The following is a 25,077-nucleotide window of genomic DNA, read 5'->3' as shown; positions in this document are numbered from 1 at the left end:
CTAAGAAAATTTAACTAGGCAACTAGTATGATTCAATCTCCATTACTTAAAAATGAAAAAGTTGAGCTATCTAAAGCACATAGCATTGATTGAATTTGTGCATAGCTAACCTTGGTTTCATGGTTATAATTCGCCATCAACATTTTCTTTAGCAAAAGGCTGAATCATGGATGAGTTAGATGAAAGTCTAGAACTCAGTAATGCTGAAATGCATCTCTATAGTCGTCAAATTTTATTGGACGGATGGGATATAGAGGCACAAGAAAAATTAAAGTTGGCCAACATACTCATCGTAGGCTGTGGTGGTATTGGTTGTATGACTGCGGAGTTATTGGCACGTGCTGGTGTAGGGCAAATCACTCTGATTGATGCTGATACGATCGAAGTGAGCAATCTCCAAAGACAGATTGCCTATGTAGAAAATAATGTCGGTTTTTATAAAGCGGAGGTTTTGGCCCAGCGTTTAAAGCAGATCAATCCCTACATCAAAGTCCATGCGCATGCTGTAAAACTTGATACAGCCAATGCAGCTAGTTTAATTGCAGGCCAAGACTTAGTCCTTGATGGTTGTGATAATTTTACGACACGGTATTTGGTCAATCAGCAGTGTAAAGCAGCCAATGTTCCACTCATCAGTGCATCGGCCATTGGTTTTCAAGGGCAACTGTTTATGGTGGAAGGTGAGTCCGCTTGCTATGAATGTCTGTTCCCTAAAGAAGAACATGCGAATGAAAGCCTACGCTGTGCAGATTCGGGCGTTTTAGCTACCACCCCGAATGTAATGGCCAGTCTTCAAGCGCATCATGCACTTTTATACTTGGGTTTAAATGTCACCGCACTCAAACAACGCCTGTTGCTTTGGGATGGTCTAAGTATGAAACAACGTTTGCTTGCTTTCGAAAAAGATACAGATTGTCCCGTTTGTCAGGCAAGATAAGCCTACAATTTTTTCATTCTTTGATACACTCAATACAATTTATTTTTGACCGATATTATGAAGAACAATATCTTTTTAGATGGACTGCGTTCTGTTGCCCGTGTTGGGGAAACAGCAGTCATTGCAGCACGTGCCGGTATTAAGTACGCCACTGAAAAACCAAGTAATGCCAAACTGATGCGTGAAACCTTCGAGTCTCTGGGTTCAACCTATATCAAGTTGGGTCAGTTTATTGCGAGTACACCTTCACTTTTTCCACGTGAATATGTTGAAGAGTTTCAAGGCTGTTTAGACCAAACTCCATCTTTACCGTTTAGTTATGTACAAGGGGTTTTGGCGTCTGAGTTTGAAGGCCGAAACCTGTCTGAGATTTTTGTATCGATTGATGAAACACCGTTAGCTTCAGCGTCTATTGCCCAAGTCCATGCTGCAAAGCTGGTGACGGGCGAAGATGTAGTGATTAAAGTACAAAAGCCGGGTGTAGAAACAATTCTGTATACCGACTTAAATGTTCTGCACTGGGCTACCAAGGTTTTAGAAAAAGCAGTGCCTAAAGTCAAATTTGCATCGCTTGCAGATATTGTGGAAGAAATCAAAACCCGTATGGTTCGCGAAGTCGATTTTATTGAAGAAGCCAGTAATCTTGATGACTTTGTGAATTATCTCAATATCACGCAAAACCATAAGGCGATGGCACCTAAAGTCTATCACCAGTATTCGACTCGCCGTGTGCTCACCATGCAGCGTCTTTACGGTGTGCCATTAACTGATTTTGAAGTGGTTAAAAAGCGCTGTAAAGACCCATCCCAAGTCCTGATTACTGCTATGAATACATGGTTTGGTAGTCTAATGATGTGTAATAGCTTCCACGCCGACTTACATGCTGGAAACCTGATGCTGCTTGATGATGGTCGTGTGGGTTTTATTGATTTCGGCATTGTGGGGCAGTTGAAACCTGAAGTATGGACAGCTTGTATCGCCTTTATGGATGCCTTACAAAAAACGGATTATGCACTCATGGCGGAAAACATGCTGAAAATGGGCATGACTGCAGTGAAGATTGATACTCAGGTGTTGGCTGCAGATCTTGAGCGTTTATTTAGTGGTGTGTTGTTGGCAGATCCGAAAGAATTGCTGAGTTCAAACCCAGCAGATTTGAATGACATCATGATGGATATGGTTGCAGTAGGTGAGCGTCACGGTATTCGCTTCCCACGTGATTTTGCCTTGTTATTTAAACAGATGCTGTATTTCGATCGTTTCATGCGCATCCTTGCACCGTATACCGACATCTATGCTGACCAGCGTTTGCAAATGGTGCAAACTATGGATCCAAATGTGTTGTTAAAAAACTAAGTTCTTTTGACGCACATTCACCAAAAAAACCTTTCAGTCCTTCTTTTGAAAGGAGGGACTGAAAAACGCTTTCCTGTTTAAGGAATGAGAAACTTGGTTTCGCAAGGCAGGGATTAAAAGTCAAAATCTGTTAAAGGTAATAATGTGGACGCAATTATCATTGAAGGCTTAAAAGTTGAAACAGTGGTTGGCTGTTTTAACTGGGAACGTCAGATTATTCAGCCTTTAATGTTGGATATGATTATTCAAACGGATTTGGAGCAAGCATCAAACTCAGATGACTTAGACCATACCTTAAATTATGCTGAAATTTGTGAAATTGCAGCAAAGGTCATTCAAGGCGCCAAGCCTGAACTGATTGAACATGCAGCAAAATTGGTCATCAACGCACTTTTTTCTACCTTTCATGCGATTGAATCCATTAATATTACCATCCGTAAGCCTGCCATTATCGCGCAAGCAAATTCTGTAGGAATTCGTCTTGAACGCCACCGAAACGATTTTCGCCCTAGCTCTGGCGAGTAATAATAATCCCAAGCAACATTTTTTATATGCCTCTGAGCAACTTGCTAAAATTGGGCAACTACATTTTTCGAATATTTATTTAATTCCATGCCGCGATGGGGTTGGGGCAGATTATTGGAATGCAGCCTGTTTGCTGAAATCGTCTTTGTCCGTTGCCGATATTTCGGTATTGCTGAAAAATATGGAAGCCACATCTGGGCGTGTCCGTCCATCACATCAGATTTCACTGGATGTCGATTTGATTGCATGGGGTGAAAACTTAGAACATATGCAGTTCAATCCCAAAAAATTGCCTTTGGCTTTAGATGTTAAAATTCCAATGTTCGATGTGTGGAAGGATAATGCATTTCAACATCCGAAGCATGCATTTCCAACGGTGAGCTGCTTGGAAGCCAAGTAACATATCGAAGTGTGATTGGTTGTTGAATTGGCTTAACATACTTATAAAACACAATTCATAGCGAACTTTTTTCATGAAAATACAAATTTTGAGTGCTCTTTCTTTGGCCATGTTTTTAGCGGGCTGTCATTCAACTCCGTCCAAAATGACGGCGACAACTACAACTGCTATGGATACAACGAGTGTACCTCAACCTACTGAAAAACAAGGGTTAAAACTAGCTGTTCAGGCCTATACCCAAGATCAATCGGATTATCAAACTCGCCTATATGATCTAAACCAAGACGGAATCGATGATGCCGTGGTGCTATTAAGTGGGATGGAGTGGTGTGGTTCAGGTGGCTGTACGTTGTTGGTCTTTAAAGGTCTTGCAGATGGGAGTTTCCAACCGCATAGCAAAATGACTGTGTCATCTACACCGATTTATGCCTTAAGTACCCAAACCCAAGGTTGGCGTGATTTGTCGGTTTATACCCGTGGTTTAGGACAGGTCATACTGAAGTACAATGGGAAAAGCTATCCATCTAACCCATCACTGGCGTCAAAATATACGGCGAATTTAAAGCAAGCGGGTAATACCTTATTACTGCCGATATCAGCGGAATAAGCAAATTAGAGTCAATAAAAAAGCAGTGGCATAACCACTGCTTTTTTATAAGAGTAAGGCATATTTGCTTAAATAAAATAACTGGTCTTGGTCATGAGTTTGGAAATAGCCGTCATGGTGATTTTGACAGGAATCGGTAAATCGACACCGCCAGCATTCAGTGCTGTATCACGATGGTGTAATTCATCTTCATTCATTTGCACAAGGATATTACGAGAACGGTCATCTTGAGCAGGGAGTTGGCTGATGTGATGCTGTAAGTGCAGGCTCACTTGGCGTTCAGTTTCTGCAACAAAACCTAAGCTATATTTATCGCCTGCAATGCCTGCGATTGCGCCCATACCAAAGGATAAGCCGTACCAAATAGGATTGAGCAGACTGGTATGGCTATCCAGCTCTTTTAATCGGTCTTCACACCATGCAAGATGGTCTTGTTCTTCAATCGCGGCTTGTTCCATTTCGCGGCGTACATTTGGCAGTTTTGCCGTTAAAGCTTGCCCATGATAAAGCGCTTGCGCACAGACTTCACCACTATGGTTGACCCGCATTAAACCTGCAACATGACGCGCTTCACTCACGGCGAGTTGGGTTTCGACCGCCTTGCCTGGGTTTTCACGTTGAGCAGACGTCGTGCCTGGAACTAAGCTACGCAGGGCTTGATCAAAAGAATTGATAAATTTATCGATGCCAGTGTAATGACGCATAACTTTAGTCCTCTAACTCAGGTTGTACAGTTTTTAGCATAGGTTTAAGTCGATATAACAACCACACTGTAAAAACTGCACTCAATATAGCGGTAATGCTGAAAAGTATTTTAATATCAATCTTTAAAACACTTAAAATGATAATCGAAAATACAGCAGAAGACACCATAAACACCGCATTTAATATATTGTTTGCGGCAACAACACGTGCACGATGTGAACGCGGTGAATAGGCTTGCATCATGGCGTATAGCGGCACAATATAAAAACCACCACTGATGCCGAGCAAGGTCACAGCAAGCATGACATGGTAGTAAATTGCACCGTGGTTAAACATATCCGCGACATTCATCATCGCGCCTGTACGCTCAGGTACAAAAGCTAGACTCAAAGCCAAGTAAAAGGCAAATAGGGTGAGTCCAATCGCACCGATAGGCACCATTTTAATATTCACTTCAGAGCCACCAATTCTACGACACAGCAGTGAACCGACTCCAATCCCGACAGAAAAGAACGTGAGTAAAAGACTGACGACATTTTCTGATGCATGTAAGTTTTGTTGAGTCAGCTGTGGAATTTGGGTGAGATAGGTTGCACCGTAAAACCAATACCATGAATTCCCCAGTAGAATCATAAAGATGAGGGGGATGCTTTTGGCATATTTGAGTGTTTGAAAACTGGTTCTAAAGAAATTCCAGTCAATTTTTAAGTCGGGTGAGCTGACTTGCTGTTTTAAAATAAATCGGCTGGATAGATAACCCAAAACGGCAATGATGACGACAGTTAGGCTGATCCAAATAAGATTGCCTTGTGACACCGAAATAACTGCACCACCCAAAATCATCCCGATTAAAATAGCAATAGATGTGCCTGACTGAAATAACGCATTGCCTGACATGAGTTCATTCGGTTTTAGAATCTCAGGTAAAATGGCGTATTTAATGGGGCCAAAGAAGGTGGAATGTGTGCCCATCATAAATAGAGCCAAGAGCAGCAGCCATAAATTGCCCAACAAGAAACCCGCGGAACCAATGAGCATAATCACAATTTCTAGAACTTTGATGCCACGAATAAGTTGTGAGCGCTCAAACTTATCGGCAATTTGTCCTGCAGTTGCAGAAAAAATGAAGTAAGGCAAAATAAATAACAGCGCGGCTAAATTATTTAAGGTACTGACATCTGCGGCTTGTTGATTAATCCATCCATAAGTAATGACTAAAAGCAAAGCTTGTTTATAGACATTGTCGTTTAAAGCACCAAAAAATTGGGTTATAAACATGGGAAGAAAACGACGGGTACTTAATAGATGTTCATTGTTTTTCATGCTTTTTGCACTGCATTAAGTTTTATTAAGAAATGTGACTAATTGCTCAAACGTTCAATAAAATCATGTAATATATTTAAAACCTGAAATCGGGTAAAATAATCAATAGATTTCAGTTCTTTTGTGACAATTCATTAGAGCAAATCCATAACGATTAAATAAATTTAGAGTTTTCTATGCTTGCTAAAACACAATTTAAAAAGTCGACTCTTTCATTGAGTATGAATTCTTTCATACCGTGGCATCATAACAATAAATATTTGTGTCTGAGTATCTTTTTAACGCTTTTGTCACAAGCGGCTTTGGCTGAAACACCCGTTGCGATTGAACCCAATAACGCCCAAGTTGAGCCACAAACTTCTACTCAATTCACTGAAGACATTAAAAAAGAAGCAATTCGCCAAGGTATGGGTAGTGCGGACGAATTAAAAAAAGTTGAAAATTCTGTATTTCAGTCCACGGTTCCTGACAGTATGCAAATGTTGCAACAGCAGCAGACGGCTTTAAAAAATTTACCTGAATTTGCACCGATTGAGTTTGAAGACCTTGAGGACTTGCCAACTGTGCAAGTTGATCAAGGCATGGCCAATGATATTTATCAGATGGCTGAGCAAGCGAAAGCAGAAGCTCAAGCTTACCGAAGTGGTCAAACGACAGAGTTGGTGGTGAGTGATGCAACTCAGCAGGAAATGGCGGAAATTAATCAAGCTCCAGTCAATGTTGATCAACTAATGCAAAGCATTCAAGCAGACAGTAAAATTTCAGTAGAAGCCAACACGGAAGGCAATACCTTAGACTTTGGCATGAGTACTGAAGAGCAAATTGCCAAAGAACCCAATTTCTTTAAGCGCATGCTTTATAAAATTCGACCACCAAGAGAACTGGATACTGCAAAAGTGCCGCGGATCAGTGCGGATGTCGAAATCATCAATGCGAAATATGAAGGTGAAATATCCAATAAAGCATATCAGGCCGCTTTGGTTAATTTAAAAGAAAATATTAAAGGCAAAGTTTCTAGCTTTACCGAAGAGTCTTTTGAAGACTTTCCTTCTGCACTGCCACAGTTGCGTTCACTTTCAAACCAAGCCGCACAAGCTGTCGGTTTTTATAATGCTGAGTTTAAGTTTGAAAAAACCAGCAGTAACCGTGTGCGCATTCAGGTGGTACCGAATACCCCTGTGCGGATTGAAGAACAAAACATCGAGTTTAGTGGTGCAGGTCAGTACTTACCGCAGTTCCAAGTGATTAAAGTCTTACCAGAGCAAGACGTCGGTGATGTATTGCACCACGGCTTATACGAGTCGACCAAAGCACGAATTAATGAAGCGGCCAGCAATAACGGTTTCTTTGATAGTTACTGGCGTTTACATGATGTGAAAGTTGAGCAGCCGCAAAATACGGCAGACATTAACTTACGTTATGAAACAGGTCAACGTTATAAACTCGGCGGTGTTGAGTTTGTGATGAGTGATCCAAGCAAACCACTGCCTATTGATTTAGATGTTTTACAAAGTTTAGTGACTTGGGAGCCTGGCGCGGACTATACCTTTTGGCGTGTTAATGGTTTGGCTAATAATTTGACCAACTCACGTTACTTCAACTACAGTTTGGTAGATGCTGTTCGACCTGATCCGGTTGAAGGAATCCGTGAGTTACCGCCTGATTTACAGCAGTTGGTCGATGAACAACAACTTTCTCGTCAGGATGTTCTGGTTCAAGAGAAACAGGAAGTCGCTTCGAATCGTGAAGTGACGCAGTCTGTGGTGAGTGAAGCACAGTTCGCAGGTGTTAATGATCCTGAGCAGAATAAAGCACAAGCAGCGCTTCGCACCGCACAAGAAACCAAACAGAGTGAAGAAGAGCGTTTAAAACTTGAAGCTCGGGCAACAAAAGTAATTCCTGTTAAAGTTACTTTAAATGCAGACCAGTTAAATAGTGTAGAAGTTGGTGCAGGTTACGGTAGTGACTCAGGTGCACGCTTACGTACACAGTATCGCCGTGCGATTGTGAACCAGCGTGGACACTCTTTTGATGCCAACTTAGAACTTTCAGAAATTCGTCAATCTATCGATGGTCGCTATAATATTCCATATAAACATCCACTAAATGATTATATCAGTCTCGTGGGCGGGTATGAGCGTGAAGAAAGAGATGACATCGGACAAGGCGTAAACTTACTCACTGAGTCTGCTGTTGCTGGGGCTGACCGTGTTATTAAAAACCCTATGGGAAATTGGCAACATACTTATGGTGTACGTTACCGTTTAGATCGATTGACGCAAAAGGGTTCAGCGAAAGTAGATGATTTGCCTGATGCATTTATTGCAAATAATGATCCTGAGCAAGAGTCGCTTTTATTGGGTTATGAAATTTCTAGAATCGATAGCGATAAACGTGTAAACCCAAGTAAGGGAATTAAACAAACTTATAAAATTGAACTGGGAAGTGAAAGCTTGCTTTCAGATGCAGATATGGCCATCGTAAATGCAGGTTGGCGTTTTATCTATTCCTTGGGTGAAAATGACAACCACCAATTTGTTGGACGTGGCGATCTCGGTTATATCTTTACCTCAGACTTTAATAAAGTCCCTTATAACTTACGTTATTTCACGGGTGGAGACCAAGGCATTCGTGGTTTTGACTACAAGAGTTTGTCACCTGTGGTCGATGGTTTTAAAGTGGGTGGTCAAGCCTTAGCTGTCGGCTCCATGGAATACAATTACCAATTTAAAGAAGGCTGGCGTGCAGCAGTATTCAGCGACTTTGGTAATGCTTATGATACAGATTTTAGCAATGACACCGAATACAGTATTGGTCTTGGTGTGCGTTGGGCATCACCGATAGGCCCCATTCGGATTGATGTAGCTTCAGGTATTTCTGATGATAGTCATCCGATACGTGTGCATTTCTTTATTGGCTCATTATTATAATATTTAACACTTTTTTGGGAAGACTATGGCTGAAGTAGAACAGCAGCAAGAACCAACACCACCTGCGCCGCTTATCAAACAGCGACGTATTTTTAGAAGTGTCATTTTGACACTATTGTTGACGCTCATCTTGTTGGTGATATCGCTTGCGGTCATGTTTTCTACCGATAAAGGCAGTAAGTTCTTACTCGACCAAGTTTTACAACGCCAGCAGATTATCCAATATGAATATGAAGGTGGTAATCTGTGGAAAGGCATTATCCTTAAAAATGTGGTGGTTACCTTAAAGCCTGTCGATGTCAAAATTGACCGTGCTGACGTGATTTTGGGTTGGCGTGCCATCTTAGATAAGGAGATTCATCTACGTGAAGCTGATGTACGCAATTTGCGCATCATTACCAAAGGTGAACCGAGTGATGAACCCTTTAAGTTCAGCGAAATTAAATTACCCTTTGTTTTACGTTTAGATACAGCAGATATTGATCATTTAAATATCCGGACTGCATCCGATGCCCAAGTAGATTTTTATGATGTGCATTTAAATAATGCCCTCTGGTCGGGGACGGAACTTGAGTTTGAAGACTCTCGCATGGACATGGGCTATTTAGCAGTTCGTAATGCAACTGGGAAAATGAAATTCTCAGGGAAATATCCACTTGAGGCGACTGCTATTGCCAACCTACCGTCACTGCGTGATAGTTTAAATGTGCATGATATTGCTGTACACGCAACAGGGACATTGGATACTATTCAAGCGGGTTTTGCAACGCGGACACCTGACCTGTTGACAGGTTGGGCTATTTTGCACCCTGTACGTAAGCATGTACCGATGCAAGGTCAGCTTAAATTTAATCATTACAACTTACCGCTCCTGACCGATTACAAACTCTATGCTGAAAAAGGCGTTGCTAAATTTTCAGGTGATATAGAACGTTTAAATATCGACTTAAATACAGATCTGAGTGGTAAAGATATTCCAAAAGGTCAATATACAGCCTTGATGCATACCGACTTGGTTCATCAACTTGACATTGATAACCTAAATGCTCAGTTGATGAAAGGTTCGGTCAATCTGGGTGGTGTGGTAAGTTGGAAGGATCATGTCACTTGGGACATACAAGGTCGTTTAGATAAAATCAATCCTAAAGACGATGTACTGCCACAAGTAGTTTCTGACTTTCTACCACCAAGTTTGGATGCAAAAATTGCATCCAAAGGTACGCTTGAAAAGGGTTTACACTTAACTGCAGATCTAGACTTTGATCGTTATGAAGCATGGCATCTCGCACTAGACCAAAACCCAGAGAAAAATAACAAAGTCCAGCCAATGTTGATGGATGTCTCTTGGAAAAATATTGATCGTGCCGTGCCTTATATCGGCTGGTTAAGTAGTGCTTCAGGGGATGTAAAACTGGCGTTGGTTGAAGGTCAGCAAGATATTCATGTTGCTACTGTTGTGAGTCAACACGAAAAAGCGACGTTACCTGCGGGTAATTACCTCGCGCAGTTAAATTTTAAAAATAATAATTTAAATGTGCCGAGTTTTAGTTATGTAGCAGGTAAGGGAAGCTTAAGTGGTAATGCTGTGGTAGAGCTGCCAGATGAGAAACGTCAACTGAAGTGGAAAGCTGCTTTAAACGCGAAAGATTTTAACCCGCAAATGGTAGCAGAAGCTTCACCAGTTAATCTATTGAATGGAAAGCTCCAAGCAAGTGGCTATGCCAAACCGAATCAGCAAATCATTCAGCTACAGGGCATTGATCTGACTGGAAAACTGGTGGGCAATAATGAAACGGTTCACTTAACGGGTCAGTCAACCGCGGCACTCCTGTTTAATGATGAAAAAGCTGGTGGTGCTTTCAAAGGCTATGCAGTGAACTATGATGGCGCTTTAAAAGCCAGCCAGTTTGAAGCGAGTCAGGGTGCGTTAAACCTAAAACTTTCAGGAACGCCTGAGTTTATTAAAGTAACTGAGTTGAAACACAATGGTGTGGCAGGTCAAATTAATGCCAGTGGTTTGGTGCATTTTATTCACGGTATCACTTGGGATGTGAATGCAGCATTCATTCGTTTTAAACCACAATATTTTGCATCTAGTGTTAAAGGCGAATTGTCTGGTGTAGTGAAAACCAAAGGCACATGGTCAGATGCTTTAAAACGCATTAACATTGAGAGCTTAAACCTCGCAGGCATGCTCAATAATAAACCACTGCGTGGTACAGGTAATTTAGCTTTGGTGCTCAACTCCAGTGAAAAGGGCTTTTTACCGCAACAGTTTGAAGCGAATAATCTACTGTTGGCTTATGCCAAAAACCAAGTGCAAGCGACGGGTAATGCGCAAAATTTAAGACTGAATATTAATGCGCCTGCACTGTATGAAATTTATGCGGGTTTACGTGGCCGTGCCTACGGTTATTTAAATATTCAATCTCAACCACGTTTAAGGGCTACGGCAAACTTAGCAGTGGATAATTTTGGCTTTAAAGATCTGATTGATATGCGTAAATTACGCATTGTCGGGCAATTGCCGACATCGGAAACAACGCCATCATTATTGACTGCAAAAATGGAAAGCTTAAGAAGTGGTAATCGTGAAATTCAACAAGGTGAAATTTCACTGGCAGGTATTCGCAAAGCTCATTTATTAAAAGTTTCTGCACAAAACGAAAAGTCGAAATTTTATGTGCAATTGGCAGGTGGTTTTAATGCGCAAAATGATTGGTTAGGTCAGATCCAAAAAGGTGATTTTGACTCTTTACGTGCACGTTTGGTACAGCGCCAAAGTGCAGCCGTGGTCTATAACAGTGCCAAAGCAGATTTGTTGATTGGTGCGCATTGTTGGATGAGTCAACAAAGTCAGTTGTGTTTTGACCAACCGATTCGAGTCAGTAAAACACGTGGCAATATTTCATTCTTGACTCAAAACCTCGACCTAAACGACTTTGCTGCCTTTATGCCTGAAGGATTAGCGATTACAGGTAAGTTAAATGGACATGCTAAAGCGGTTTGGGCACAAGGATCTAAACCAAAAATTGATGCGCGCTTAGTCACCCGTGATGGTGTGATTGGCTTGGCGGCGGATGACCCACAAGATATGGGCTCAACCTTAAAATATGAACAAGTGGCTTTGGTTGCCAAAAGCATTGCAGAAGGTTTACAAATCCGTTTGGATGTCAAAACACCTGAAATTGGTGTGGGCTATGCTAATGTGGTTATTGATCCGTATCGGGACAATATGCCTATGCGCGGTGAAATTGCATTTGATCAGGTACAACTTAAAGTCTTTAAACCTTTCATTGCGGATGTACGTTCGATGGGTGGAACAATTTCGTATGCAGGTAAGATTAATGGAACGCTAAAAGCACCACTACTTACAGGCGATGTCCGTCTGAAAGACGGTTCGATTAGTATGATTTCACTCCCAGTCAACTTGACCAATATTCAGCTGTATTCGGCTATACGCCAAGACCAAGCCACCATCAATAGTGCTTTTAACAGTGGTCGTGGTGTGGGTACACTTACAGGGACGGTAGATTGGAAAAATGATCCACGTATTCAGCTTCAGTTGAATGGAGAAAATCTACTGATTCGCCAAGCGCCATTAATTACCGCGCTAGTGACGCCGAAAATCACACTGGATGTTTTACCGTTGAGTAAGAAATTAACCTTAAACGGTGAAATTCAAGTTCCTCGTGCGCTTATTTCGATGCCTGAAGCATCTGTACCTGTGGTGAACGTATCGTCAGATGTACGCGTGGTCAGAGAAGGTCAAAACCAATTGGCGATTTTAAATAGCGCAAAACCTTGGGACATTCGTGCTGATCTGATGGTTGGACTAGGTAATCAAGTTGTGTTCCAAGGGTTTAATAGCCGTATTCCATTGTTAGGACGTTTATATCTATCTCAGCGCGGTGCTGAAACCGCAATGCGTGCCAATGGTGCAATTGGGGTAAGTCAGAAAGTTAAAATTGAAGCTTATGGACAGAGTTTGGATTTAAATCGTGCCATTGCGCGTTTTAACGGTGTGTTGAGCAACCCAACACTGGATGTCGATGCAAATAAAAATGTACAAGGCAGCACGGTGGGTTTCCGTGTGACGGGTACGGCAACATCACCAAATATTCAGGTCTATAACGATGCAGGGCTGTCTGAGCAAGAGGCTTTGAATGCGTTAATTACAGGCCGCATTAACGAGGGTACAAGTGGTTTAAGTCAAACTGAAGGTTTCAAGTCAGATGTCAACAACACCATTGCTGCCGCAGGGATTAGTTTAGGTTTAGGCGGGACACGCGCCTTTACTAACCAAATTGGACGTACTTTTGGTTTAAGCGGTTTAGCGCTGGATGCGCAAGGCACAGGGGATGACACACAAGTCAGCCTGACGGGTTATATTACACCTGATTTATATATTCGTTATGGCGTGGGTGTCTTTACGCCAGTCAATAAACTGACTCTGCGTTATCAAATGAACAAACGTATGTACTTAGAGGCGAGTCAGTCATTAGAGCGTGCAATCGACGTCTTCTATAACTGGAAGTTCTAAAGCTACTCTTCTGCTAAATAAAGCCTACATCATGTAGGCTTTATTTTTAGGTGTTAAAAAAAGCTTAATCCTCCATTTGATAAAACTCTTTATTTGATAGATGAAGAAAACCTATGAATAACAGGCACTAGATACTTAAAATCAATTAAACCATAATGAAAGTAGGTGTATAGTAAATGGACTTGCTAAATTTAGAGTGATGATCCCTATGCCGATCAAATTTGTAATACGCTTTGCAGCGATTTTATTTTCAGTTTTAATTTTAGTGGCGCTTGCTATTCAGTTTTTCTTTGATCCGCACTATACCGTGGTCTTTTGGATCTTTGCTATGCCGTTCATTTTAGGTACTCCAATTCTAGCATCTGTAGTTTTAGCGAAAAATGAAGAACTTGATATTCACTCAGTCAATTAAAAATGACCTGAAAATATAGCCTTTCAGCATACAAAAGTCCGTCAAATGATGGGCTTTTTATGCAATCTTAAATTTTGCAAAACTCGCACAATTTTTTTCAAACATATTTGCTATGTTGATATTTTATTTAAAGAAATATTTTTTATGAAAAAAATCGTAATGCTTGGATTAATGGTTGCAGCTATTTCGGGTTGTAGTACTGCGCAAAAAAATGAAACTGAAAAGCCAACTTTAGGTATGGCTAATCCTGCCAGTACATACTGTGTTGAACAGGGTGGTAAATTAGAGATTCGAAAAGAGGCCAATGGTGAAGTAGACTATTGCCATTTGCCGCATGGTCAAGTCATTGATGAATGGGCGCTTTTCCGTGCTAGTCAAAGCAAATGTGTTGCTGAGCAAGCGACAGCTTTGATTGGTCAGTCAAATTTGACTGAAGCGCAGATTAAGCAAAAAACCAGTGCGAAGATGGTACGTTTAGTACAACCGGGGCAGCCTGTGACTATGGATTATCGTGAAGACCGTGTGACAGTAACAGTCGATCCAAAAACCAATAAAGTGGTTCAAGCAAGCTGCGGTTAATTTTTCCAAGTATAAAAGCCCAAATTTGGGCTTTTATACTATTTAAAGTGGGTAATGGTTCTTCATTTGAAAAAGTTTGATTATGATAGGGCGAATAGGAGAGTTGTAATGAAAAAGTTATTCGCTTTGGCTGCTGTAATTGCACTGGTGGGTTGTGCTGAAAAAAAACCGTTAACACCAGAAGAGCAATGGCATGGCTATTGTAAAAGTATTGGTAATGCAGCACGTTCAATTATGTTAGATCGTCAAAATGCCATTGAAAAAGATAAAGCGATTGAGCATGCCAATAAAGTTGAAGACGAAATGACCAAGGCATTTGCGTTAGAAATTATTGAAGATGTTTATGCTTTACCTGAGGCTGAAATTAAATCTGATATTGAAGGTGCACGTGAAAAAATTCGTGTGAAATATACTGAAAAATGTATCGCAACACCGCATACTGAAATGCCAGATTACAAACCGTTCTAAGGAACGGTTTTTTTATTTTTGGATGGAACTTTTTGTGACAAAACTCTAAATCATATATATAGCAAAGCATATAAAAATAAAGAATAATGAACATAAAATAAAAAACGAGAGGAGCAGAAAATGGAAGTTGTTGGCTATTTAAATCATGCAGATTTACTCTTGGAAGATGAAAATGGTGTGGCCGTAATTGGCGGTGGTCATTATGTCCTTAGCTTGGGTGACCATGTATACTTGAAACACGCGCTTGACCACGAATCTACGCGTATTTCAGTGCAAATTTCTTTTGCAAGCTCCGCACATCAAAATTTGCATGAGGATGAAATTCAGATGAAATTTGAAGGCTGTCGTGAAAGTTTCAAACAATATATCCAAGCGACAACAGTACACTAAGGTTGAATATTTATATTGAGTAAAAAGAGGCAACATAGGTTGCCTTTTTTGTTTTTAAATGGCAGTTCAAAGTTAATGTGAAATAATTCCAAAGGATCTGACTATATTGCTGTTTTTATGTGCAATTGATATGAACATCATTTAGTTAGAAAATAATGGGCATCACGAAGAAACACTTGTAGCGCATTAACTTTTAACTGGAATTTTAGTAAAATTAAGCAGTCCATATTATTTACGTAGCTTTCTTTAAAGCAGGAATACGTAAATAATTTTTTAAAAAAGAGGAATAACACTGTGCTAGAAGCTTACCGCCAACACGTTGCAGAACGTGCCGCACTCGGAGTCCCACCGAAGCCACTTGACGATGCTCAAACAGCTGCATTAGTTGAATTATTAAAAAACCCACCAGCTGGCGAAGAAGCATTTTTAGTTGATTTACTAGAAAACCGTGTTCCAGCGGGTGTTGACCAAGCTGCATATGTTAAAGCTGCATTCTTAGCTGCTTTGGCTAAAGGCGAGGCGACTTCACCATTAGTTTCTAAAGAACGTGCGGTTTACTTACTAGGCACTATGCTTGGTGGTTATAACGTTGCTCCTTTAGTTGCTCTTCTTGATGACGCTGAATTAGGTGAACTTGCTGCTGAAGCGCTGAAGAAAACGCTTCTCGTATTTGACGCGTTCCATGACGTTGCAGACAAAGCAAAAGCGGGTAACGCGAATGCACAAGCGGTTATGCAGTCTTGGGCTGACGCTGAATGGTTCACCAGCCGCAAAGACGTTCCGACTGAAATTAAACTGACAGTTTTCAAAGTTACTGGTGAAACCAACACTGATGACTTGTCTCCAGCTCAAGACGCTTGGAGTCGTCCAGACATCCCATTACACGCAAATGCAATGTTGAAAAACGTGCGTGACGGTATTAACCCAGAAGTTCCTGGTGAAGTTGGTCCGTTAAACCAAATTAAAGAACTTGTTGCTAAAGGTAACCAAGTTGCTTACGTCGGTGACGTTGTAGGTACAGGCTCTTCTCGTAAATCTGCAACTAACTCTGTACTTTGGTTCTTCGGTGACGAAATTGCTCATATCCCGAACAAAAAAGAAGGCGGTTACTGCTTAGGTTCTAAAATTGCTCCGATTTTCTTCAACACTATGGAAGACGCTGGTGCGTTACCAGTTGAAATTGACGTAGCAAACATGAACATGGGTGATGAAATCACTCTTAAAATCGACAAGGCTACTGCTAAAGTAACTGCGTTCAAAGACGGCGCTCAAATCGCTGAAGCTGACCTTAAAACTCCAGTACTTCTAGACGAAGTTCGTGCGGGTGGTCGTATTAACCTGATCATTGGTCGTGGTTTGACAACTAAAGCACGTGAAGAGCTTGGTCTTGAGCCATCAACTCTGTTCCGTACTCCAGTACAACCTGCTGACACTGGCAAAGGCTTCACCCTTGCTCAGAAGATGGTTGGTCGCGCTTGTGGTCTTCCTGAAGGTCAGGGTATCCGTCCAGGTACTTACTGTGAACCACGTATGACCACTGTTGGTTCTCAAGATACAACTGGTCCTATGACTCGTGACGAACTGAAAGACTTGGCTTGCCTAGGCTTCTCTGCTGACTTGGTAATGCAATCTTTCTGTCACACAGCTGCGTATCCAAAACCAGTTGACGTTCAAATGCAACACACGCTTCCTGATTTCATCATGAACCGTGGCGGTGTGTCTTTACGTCCAGGTGACGGTATTATCCACTCTTGGTTAAACCGTATGCTTCTTCCAGATACTGTTGGTACTGGTGGTGACTCACATACTCGTTTCCCAATCGGTATTTCATTCCCAGCGGGTTCTGGTCTTGTAGCATTCGCTGCAGCAACTGGTGTTATGCCACTTGATATGCCAGAGTCTGTTCTTGTGAAGTTCAAAGGTAAAATGCAGCCTGGTATCACTCTACGTGACCTAGTACATGCAATTCCTTACGTAGCGATCCAAGAAGGTGACCTGACTGTAGAGAAGAAAGGTAAGAAAAACATCTTTTCTGGCCGTATCCTTGAGATCGACCTGACAGAAATGGAAACTGACCTGACTGTTGAGCAAGCATTCGAACTTTCTGATGCTTCTGCTGAACGTTCTGCTGCTGGTTGTGCGATCACTCTTTCTGAAGAGAAAGTTGCTGAATACCTACGTTCTAATATCACTATGCTGAAGTGGATGATTTCACAAGGCTATGGCGATGCTCGTACTATGGCGCGCCGTGTTGAGAACATGGAAAAATGGTTGGCTAACCCATCACTTCTTAAAGCTGATGCTGATGCTGAATACACGAAAGTGTATGAAATCGACCTTTCTACAATCACAGAACCAGTTCTTTGCTGCCCGAACGACCCAGATGATGCGAAACTTCTTTCTGACGTTCAAGGCGTAAAAATTGATGAAGTATTCATCGGTTCTTGTATGACTAACATCGGTCACTTCCGTGCAGCTGGTAAACTTCTAGACAAAGTACCTGGTGGTTCTTTATCTACTCGTCTATGGTTGGCTCCTCCAACTCGTATGGACGAACACCAATTGATGGAAGAAGGTTTCTACAATACTTATGGTAAAGCGGGCGCTCGTACAGAAATGCCAGGCTGTTCATTATGTATGGGTAACCAAGCACGTGTAGCTCCGAACACTACTTGTGTATCGACTTCTACTCGTAACTTCCCGAACCGTCTAGGTCAAGGTGCGAACGTTTACCTGGCATCTGCTGAGCTTGCTTCTGTTGCTGCTGTATTGGGTAAATTACCTTCTCCAGAAGAATACCAACAGTACGCTGCTCAAATCGACAGTATGTCTGCTGACATCTACCAATACTTGAACTTCGACAAGATGAGCGAGTATACAGATGCTGCTAAAGACATCGATACTAAGAAAATTGCTGCTGCTCAATTGGCTTAATTTGTTGAAAAATAAATTAAATTGAGTTAGAAATAAGGGCTGAGTAATCAGCCCTTATTTTTTATGCAAAATTATTACGAAAATAAATTTGAATTTCTTGTAGCAGAGTTTGGTTTTGAAGTAGCAAAAGAAAAAATTGTCCAAAACCTCTTATATAAAAGTTCACAACCCAAGCTTGGTACATTTAAAAATAAATTTGATATGTTTTGGCAATCAAGTTTTATTAAATTTTTGACAGTTGATGATGCACAAAGTGAAAATTATATTCTCGCACTAAGCCAATATGTTCGCTTTAATTTGGTTGATAAAAGTATTTGTCTAAATTATTTAAAACTTGATGTTCAAAGCTTTATTTTAGCTGTGCGTTATTCTGGCATAATCCTTAATGCGGAACATCATTCCTGGTCTGTACTAAATGAAATTAAACAAGAAGTTAATATAGAAAAACTGTCTATATTTTTTCAGACTGAAGAGTATTTACAATCACAATATAAGCATCGATTAGACATTTATGAAGATATTAAGAATAGGCTGAATATTGGTCAAATTACGGCTATGGCTTTTGGAAGTTTATATGCATATGAATATTTGATTCCAAATCAGGATTACTTTAATTATTTGCCTTATCAGTTTGATGAAAATGAAAATAATTCAGCAGAAACAGTTTGGAAAGCTTTTGATGAAATAGTTAAATTTTCTAAAAAAAATACTAAAAAACTGACGGATCAATCAATAGGATTAGCACTGAAAAATAAATTAATGCCTTTCTTAATCGGGGAAGGAATGACTCCGCTTCTTCAAGAGCAGTATGAATTGTATAAAAAGCTTGTGGCTATCAAAATTGAGATTATAAATTATAAAAGAAATGTACTAGAGTCGTTTAGTTTTGATAAGCAGGTAAATTACGAGCTGAAAAATTCAGAATTGATTTATACTAATACAAAAGATAAAAAAGATAATTGGTCAGAGAAAAATTCATTACTCATAAGTTATTGGTTGGGTATTGGTACTAAAAAACTGTTAAATTCCGATGTTATATATAGCATTATAAATACTGGTCATAACTTAGAAGCTAATGCAGTTGCTTTATCTAAGGCTTTTGCTGTTAAAGAACAATTAGAACAAGTTTATGGGATTTTAGACTTCAGTATTAATCAACAAAAATTAGATGCTTATGAAATCATGATTACTATGACTTTATCACAAGCTCATTATTTAAAAGATCATATAGAAAAATTTATAGGTTTTTTACCTCATGCTGAAAGTAATTTGCATGCTTTAACAGAACTAACTATGCATGGTTTTGTAATAGGTGAAAATAGAATGCCTTTCACATTTGCAAGGCAAGAAGATAAGATTAAAAGAATGTCATCATGGGTAAAAGGCAGTTCAAATACTGTCAAAAAAAATAAAATGGAACAAATTTTGAATTTTTGGACTTGTGATTTGTATAGTGAAGATCATCATTCAACATTTCAACAAAAGCCATTTTACAAAATCGATAATTTCGTTTTTCAATTTCCATGGCTAACTGCATTTCAAAATGTAAATACGATGATGATTAATTATGTGCGTAAGCTGCATAAAAATCGTTTAGAACTTAAAAGTGAAACAGATAATATTGAATTAAATTTAGCTGAGAAGTTTAAGAATGCTGGGTTTAATGTATTTTGCCAATATCAACCTGCAGATAGAGAAGTTGGTGAAATTGATCTTATTGCTATATGTGAAAATCATGTTATCGTCGTAGAGGTTAAATCGACTTATATTAAAAGTAGTATTCAAGAAATTTATGAATATCGAAATTTCACTCTGAATAAGGCTGCTTATCAACTTTCCAAAAAAGTTGAATTTGTGAAAAATGGTTTTTTAAATCAATTTTTTGAAAATTTAGATGATGTAAAAATTCACTCTTGGATTATAGATACAACCTTAGAGTTTGATCATCACTATTTTGATAATCATTTAAAAATATCAATGGATGAAATAATTATATCTTTAAATGGAAAAGTTGATTTTATGGATTCGATTGTAAATAGTTCATTCGATGAAGAAAGTGATGTGAAAAATATTGACCCTCTTAATTTTATAAAAAATATTGAGAAAGATGAATTTTGGGAACATCAAATAGGTAATTATGATAATTTTATGAATCGTATGATGAGTAAATTGAATGCCTAAACAATCTCGATTCCTCTGTATTGGTGGTTTCCTCAACGGAACTCAAGTTAAAGATCAAGGCGATAGCTTTATTTGTGTGGAAAATAGCAAACAAGTGACCTACCGAAAAATGGAAATTTTCCATCAAGATGCGTGGGATCATGACTATTATGTTTGTGAAACTACGACAGACCAACAAGCACGAAATTGGGTGTATGACATTGAGTAAGTCATCAATGGATTTATGAGTTAAAAATAGACCAAAATATACTTGGTCTATTTTTTGTTCTCATATTTATAATTATAAAAAATTAGAGCATTATAAATAGCGATTGTTTGTTCTTTGCTCAGTCTTCTGTGAAGAGGAACGTATATCGGCAATACAAATATCTTAAATCTAAATTAAAGATGTATTTGCTAATGATAATTAGTATCACTTGCGTTATTTTTTGTTTATAATTTTTCGAAATGGATTGATATGTAATGACTCAAACCACTGAGATGTTCGAAAAGGATTTTATAAAACTTAGTACTTGTGATACTACAAACGTGCTTGTTTTACTTAAGCATAGTAGGCATGCGTGCACTTTAAAATTATCAATTCATTGTCTTATTTTTTCTCATTAGCTGTGAATGTCCCGATATGTTTAAACGTCCTCTGTCTACACAAAAGCCACTCTATTTGGCGATGCAAATTATTTTCCTATCTTCAACTGCCATGCTGTCTATAACACACGCAAACACCGTGGAAGAGGAGGAGGCGAATGCAAGGTCTCAGCCAAATGCACACTTGGCGACCATCACCCTTACAGCCCAAGATAAAACAGCAGTCACCGAAAATACAGGCAGCTATACGACGAGCAGCACAAATACCGCAACCAAGTTAAATTTATCACTGCGTGAAACGCCACAAACAGTCAAAGTCTATACCCGAGAATATTTAGATGACCGTAATATTGAGTCTTTCCAAGATTTGATGAGTAATATTACAGGTGTATCTATTCCGCGTACGGACGAACGTCAGCGACCTTATGCACGCGGTTTTGATGTAGATTATTTCCTCATCGATGGCAAGCCAACAACTGCAAACTTAGTGGCAGCTGACCTAGATTTAAGCATTTATGATCGTGTTGAAGTCGTAAAAGGTGCTAATGGTTTAATGACTGGAGCTGGAAGCCCAGCAATGGGTATTAATTTAATCCGTAAGCATGCAAATTCAAGGGAATTTGCTGGATCAGTAAGTGCATCGGCAGGTTCATGGAATAGTTATTCAAGCTTGGCAGATTTATCTGCACCTTTAAATAATGATGGCTCACTTCGTGGACGCATCTTCGTAAAAGATTCTGATGAAGATTCATTTATGGATTTTTATGAGAAAGAGCGAAATATTGTTTATGGTGCAATTGATTATGATATTAGCGATAAAACATTATTATCTTTCGCTGCATCTTATCAAGAGTTGAATCGCGATGGTGTACGTTGGGGAGGCTTACCCGCATTTTATACCGATGGTACCAGACCAATTTTGATCGATCACTGACAGTCAGTTCTGACTGGACGTATTGGGATGCCAAAACGACAATGCTTTTTGCTGACTTAAAGCATACTTTGTTTAATGATGTAAGTTTAAACGTTTCATATTTATATAGACAAGAAGATTCATCTTCAAACTTGTTGTACACAACAGGGCAAGTGAATAAAGAAACAAATAAACTTCCTGTCTATAATAAGACTACCAAAAAATATAATGTTTCTGTTTATGCAGATGATGAACTTACCGATGAAAATAATGTCGATGTTTATATCGCAGCACCTTTCACACTTGCCGGCCTTGAGCAAGAGGTTGTTATTGGAGGGGCATGGAATAAATCTGAATTAAAGAAAAATAACTTTGGAGGTTCTTATTATACGGGAGGGAATGTATTAAATGTAGATACATTAAACTTTAACGATATGAATACCCAAATTGTTGTACCTATAGAAAAAAATCAAAAAGGTGTACTCAATAACACGGTTCAAACAGCAGGTTACATTTCAGGTAAATTCCATATTTTAGATCCATTAAAAGCAGTTGCAGGTGTTCGTGTTTCAAATTGGGAATACGAAGCAGCAGATGGTAAAGGGAATAGAGAGTTTAAAAATGAGATTACACCTTACTTTGGCCTTATTTATGACGTTGCGCGAGATTATTCAGCATACGTGAGCTATACCAGTATTTTTAAACCACAAAACAGAAAAGATGTAAGTGGCAATTACCTTGATCCTATTGACGGTAAAAGCTATGAAATGGGTTTAAAAGGTGAATATTTGGATGGAAAGCTAAATGCCGCCTTATCTATCTTCCGGATTGAACAGGCTTTGTTGCATAAATATGTAAGCATCTGATTTAAATAAATTTAATTTTGGATCAAAAAATAATCAAAACTTTTAAAATCATATAGTTATGAAATCTTTGTGCAACAAAGCCTCTTGCAAATGCAATGCTGGGTTATAAGTTTGATCCAAATTTTAGTACACAACTTAATGTAAATAATTTATTTGATAAAAAATATTATGATGGAATAGGCTCAGACTCAATGATTTGGGGTGAACCAAGAAATGCAACATTAAGCTTTCATTATAAATTTTAATTTTAAAGTTACGCTGCTATAAAAATAAAAAGACCCAATTGGGTCTTTTTATTTTTTAAGATTATGTATTTTTAAAATACTGAGCTCAGTTTTAAAACATCATGTAATCTAAAGCATAGAAATTGTACATTGAGAAACTTTAGCCTGTTCATCACTGACTTATCTGTTTTAGAATTAATGCAATAAGCATCATTGGATATCTCATGAACTATCAATTCGATGCATTTATGACCATTGTTGCAGCAGTTGCTGTGCTATTGGTCGGTTATGTATTTGTGAATAAAGTCAGTATTTTAAAAAAATATAACATTCCCGAACCAGTTGCGGGTGGGTTGGTTGCAGCTGTTATCACTTATAGCTTATTTAAAAGTTCAAACATAACTGTCAACTTTGATACCAATATTCAGCAAATTTTTATGCTGATGTTCTTCACCTCTGTGGGGTTAAGTGCAAGCTTAGTTAAGCTCAAAGAAGGTGGGAAGTCGCTGCTTATATTTTTAGTCTGCGTTATTGTATTTGTCCTGCTGCAAAATGTGGTCGGTATTAGTCTTGCCAAAGTTTTAGGTCTAGACCCGCTGATTGGTTTAATTACAGGCTCGGTCACACTCACAGGTGGTCATGGGACAGCAGGTGCATGGGGCACGATATTTGAACAAGAACATGGTGTGCATGGTGCGATTGTGCTGGGTATGGCAAGTGCAACATTTGGTTTAATCATTGGTGGGGTAATAGGTGGACCTATCGCTAAATTTCTGATACGTCGCTACCAGTTGGCTGAAGAAATTCCAGCTGCAACAGGGCGTAATGAAGCGCCACCTTCAGCACAAACGGCTCCATTTGAATTTCCTGAAAAAACGCGTCTAATTACGGCAGATGATGCGGTCAAAACCATGGGGATGTTTGCCATTTGTATCAGCTTTGCATACTTCATGACAGCGGTAGCTAAAGGGCAGTGGTTTGAGCTACCAAGTTTTGTTTGGGCGCTAATGTGTGGTGTGATTTTACGTAATATTTTAGAGCATGGGTTGAGAGTTAAGGTTTTTGACCGCTGCATCGATGTATTTGGCAATGCTTCACTGGCACTGTTTTTAGCCATGGCGTTGATGTCCTTACAGCTTTGGTTGTTGGCAGATTTAGCTGGCCCACTGGTGATTATCCTGATTGTTCAAACACTGTTCTTAGCACTTTATTTGTACTTTGTGACCTTTCGTGTGATGGGGAAGAACTACGATGCTGCGGTACTTTGTGCAGGCCAATGTGGTGTCAACTTAGGTGCGACACCGACAGCAATTGCTAATATTCAAGCGGTAACCAATACCTATGGACCATCCCATAAAGCCTTTTTGATCATTCCGCTGACGGGTGCATTCTTTGTCGATATTGTGAATGCTTTTGTGATTCAGCTCTCAATTGGTATTTTGGGTTAATATTTTAGAGATGATATCGTTAATAAAAAAGCACTTTAGGGTGCTTTTTTATTGGTTACGGTTTTGTATTGGAATAATTTGCACTATCTAAAACATTAGTATTCTAAAACGTATAGACATTAAAAAGCCCCATGGTTAGGGGCTAGTCGTATGCACATCTAAGGAACATACTGTAAGAGGCTCATCTCATACTGCGTGTATTAAACCACATTTACACAATATTTGCAGCAATCACTCAATCATAATGAGGTCGGATTTATTTTCGAGCTTCAAAGGGCGTAAGGCAAAAATGGAGCGTGTATGACGCACACCTTTCATTGAATATAAGTTTTTACGCAAAAAGCGCTCATAGTGTTCTGCATTTTTTACTGCGACTTTAAGTAAGTAGTCGTAATCGCCAGTTACTAAATGCGCTTCAACCACTTCAGGCATGTAAGCCAGTGCTTCACTAAATTGTTCTAAGATTTCATCATCATGGCGTTCAAGGGTAATTTCAATAAAAAACAGCTCATTAATCCCAATGGCTTTTGAATTAATCTTTGCTGTATAGCCTTCAATGATATTGAGATTTTCTAGGCGTTTTACACGTGTCCAGCAAGGAGAAGAGGACAGCCCAACTTTCTCAGCCAACTGGGTAACGGTCAGACGGCCATCTTGGCGAAGTTCAGACAAAATACGACGGTCAATTTTATCTAAAACGTAGTGAGCGTCATTCATAACGTATTCCTGCGTATAATTTTCTTTATAAACT

General features: G+C 39.5%; 18 protein-coding genes and 1 pseudogene. 16 read left to right on the top strand and 3 right to left on the bottom strand.

Translation table 11 applies throughout. The features are described from left to right. Window positions 1-166 precede the first annotated feature (166 nt). The 5 genes from MN200_RS09950 (at window position 167) to MN200_RS09930 (ending at window position 3,825) form a co-directional block, all read left to right on the top strand. Window positions 167-937: a HesA/MoeB/ThiF family protein gene (locus MN200_RS09950; protein ID WP_058869850.1), complete on the top strand. Its 771-nt coding sequence runs from the start codon at window positions 167-169 to the stop codon at window positions 935-937. 57 nt (window positions 938-994) lie between these two features. Further along, a complete protein-coding gene (locus tag MN200_RS09945) occupies window positions 995-2,293 on the top strand; it encodes an AarF/UbiB family protein (RefSeq protein WP_058869849.1) in 1,299 nt (432 codons plus the stop codon). 144 nt (window positions 2,294-2,437) lie between these two features. Continuing rightward, complete coding sequence (folB, locus tag MN200_RS09940; protein WP_058869848.1) at window positions 2,438-2,818, top strand: dihydroneopterin aldolase; 381 nt, start codon at window positions 2,438-2,440, stop codon at window positions 2,816-2,818. Beyond that, window positions 2,775-3,218: a 2-amino-4-hydroxy-6-hydroxymethyldihydropteridine diphosphokinase gene (locus MN200_RS09935; protein WP_058869847.1), complete on the top strand. Its 444-nt coding sequence runs from the start codon at window positions 2,775-2,777 to the stop codon at window positions 3,216-3,218. The genes folB and MN200_RS09935 overlap by 44 nt, the downstream gene beginning before the upstream one ends. Window positions 3,219-3,387: 169 nt before the next feature. Continuing rightward, the gene (locus MN200_RS09930; protein ID WP_058869887.1) at window positions 3,388-3,825 is read left to right on the top strand and encodes a hypothetical protein; all 438 of its coding nucleotides are present in this window, start codon (window positions 3,388-3,390) and stop codon (window positions 3,823-3,825) included. Window positions 3,826-3,893: 68 nt separating this feature from the next. Here MN200_RS09930 and coq7 read toward each other — a convergent pair whose 3' ends face one another. Both coq7 and MN200_RS09920 read right to left on the bottom strand, forming a co-directional pair. Continuing rightward, a complete protein-coding gene (gene coq7 / locus MN200_RS09925) occupies window positions 3,894-4,529 on the bottom strand; it encodes a 2-polyprenyl-3-methyl-6-methoxy-1,4-benzoquinone monooxygenase (protein ID WP_004696505.1) in 636 nt (211 codons plus the stop codon). A gap of 4 nt (window positions 4,530-4,533) precedes the next feature. Continuing rightward, entirely contained in the window at window positions 4,534-5,853 is a 1,320-nt protein-coding gene (locus tag MN200_RS09920; protein ID WP_058869846.1) for an MFS transporter, read from the bottom strand. Window positions 5,854-6,029: 176 nt separating this feature from the next. Between MN200_RS09920 and MN200_RS09915 the strand changes: the two genes are divergently transcribed. The 11 genes and pseudogenes from MN200_RS09915 to gltS all read left to right on the top strand — a co-directional run bounded on the left by MN200_RS09915 (window position 6,030) and on the right by gltS (window position 24,326). Continuing rightward, window positions 6,030-8,783: a BamA/TamA family outer membrane protein gene (locus MN200_RS09915; RefSeq protein WP_114392862.1), complete on the top strand. Its 2,754-nt coding sequence runs from the start codon at window positions 6,030-6,032 to the stop codon at window positions 8,781-8,783. A gap of 25 nt (window positions 8,784-8,808) precedes the next feature. Further along, window positions 8,809-13,326: a translocation/assembly module TamB domain-containing protein gene (locus MN200_RS09910; protein ID WP_242759301.1), complete on the top strand. Its 4,518-nt coding sequence runs from the start codon at window positions 8,809-8,811 to the stop codon at window positions 13,324-13,326. Window positions 13,327-13,534: 208 nt separating this feature from the next. After that, window positions 13,535-13,738 carry a hypothetical protein gene (locus tag MN200_RS09905; protein WP_058869843.1) on the top strand — a complete coding sequence of 68 codons (204 nt, stop codon included), beginning with the start codon at window positions 13,535-13,537 and terminating at the stop codon, window positions 13,736-13,738. A gap of 144 nt (window positions 13,739-13,882) precedes the next feature. After that, the gene (locus MN200_RS09900; RefSeq protein WP_058869842.1) at window positions 13,883-14,317 is read left to right on the top strand and encodes an I78 family peptidase inhibitor; all 435 of its coding nucleotides are present in this window, start codon (window positions 13,883-13,885) and stop codon (window positions 14,315-14,317) included. Between the two features lie 108 nt (window positions 14,318-14,425). After that, complete coding sequence (locus tag MN200_RS09895) at window positions 14,426-14,785, top strand: hypothetical protein (protein ID WP_058869841.1); 360 nt, start codon at window positions 14,426-14,428, stop codon at window positions 14,783-14,785. Window positions 14,786-14,905: 120 nt separating this feature from the next. Next, a complete protein-coding gene (locus MN200_RS09890; protein WP_058869840.1) occupies window positions 14,906-15,175 on the top strand; it encodes a hypothetical protein in 270 nt (89 codons plus the stop codon). 294 nt (window positions 15,176-15,469) lie between these two features. Beyond that, window positions 15,470-18,109: a bifunctional aconitate hydratase 2/2-methylisocitrate dehydratase gene (locus MN200_RS09885; protein WP_058869839.1), complete on the top strand. Its 2,640-nt coding sequence runs from the start codon at window positions 15,470-15,472 to the stop codon at window positions 18,107-18,109. A gap of 63 nt (window positions 18,110-18,172) precedes the next feature. Then, the gene (locus MN200_RS09880) at window positions 18,173-20,290 is read left to right on the top strand and encodes an NERD domain-containing protein (protein ID WP_058869838.1); all 2,118 of its coding nucleotides are present in this window, start codon (window positions 18,173-18,175) and stop codon (window positions 20,288-20,290) included. Beyond that, window positions 20,283-20,498: a hypothetical protein gene (locus tag MN200_RS09875; protein ID WP_242759297.1), complete on the top strand. Its 216-nt coding sequence runs from the start codon at window positions 20,283-20,285 to the stop codon at window positions 20,496-20,498. Before MN200_RS09880 ends, MN200_RS09875 begins: the two co-directional genes overlap by 8 nt. 414 nt (window positions 20,499-20,912) lie before the next feature. Continuing rightward, window positions 20,913-22,627: pseudogene (locus tag MN200_RS09870) on the top strand (TonB-dependent siderophore receptor); the annotation flags it as partial. Window positions 22,628-23,102: 475 nt separating this feature from the next. After that, window positions 23,103-24,326, top strand: coding sequence for a sodium/glutamate symporter (gene gltS / locus MN200_RS09860; RefSeq protein ID WP_242759295.1), 1,224 nt, complete (start codon window positions 23,103-23,105; stop codon window positions 24,324-24,326). 231 nt (window positions 24,327-24,557) lie between these two features. On the opposite strand, the gene MN200_RS09855 is transcribed toward gltS, so the two are convergent. Beyond that, window positions 24,558-25,043 carry an Lrp/AsnC family transcriptional regulator gene (locus tag MN200_RS09855; RefSeq protein ID WP_004696532.1) on the bottom strand — a complete coding sequence of 162 codons (486 nt, stop codon included), beginning with the start codon at window positions 25,041-25,043 and terminating at the stop codon, window positions 24,558-24,560. Window positions 25,044-25,077: the final 34 nt, after the last annotated feature.

The sequence above is a fragment of the Acinetobacter sp. LUNF3 genome, from assembly GCF_022699605.1.
GTDB lineage: Bacteria > Pseudomonadota > Gammaproteobacteria > Pseudomonadales > Moraxellaceae > Acinetobacter > Acinetobacter johnsonii.
The sequence above is the reverse complement of the archived record's forward strand: the minus strand, read 5'-3'. Positions and strand labels throughout refer to the sequence as shown.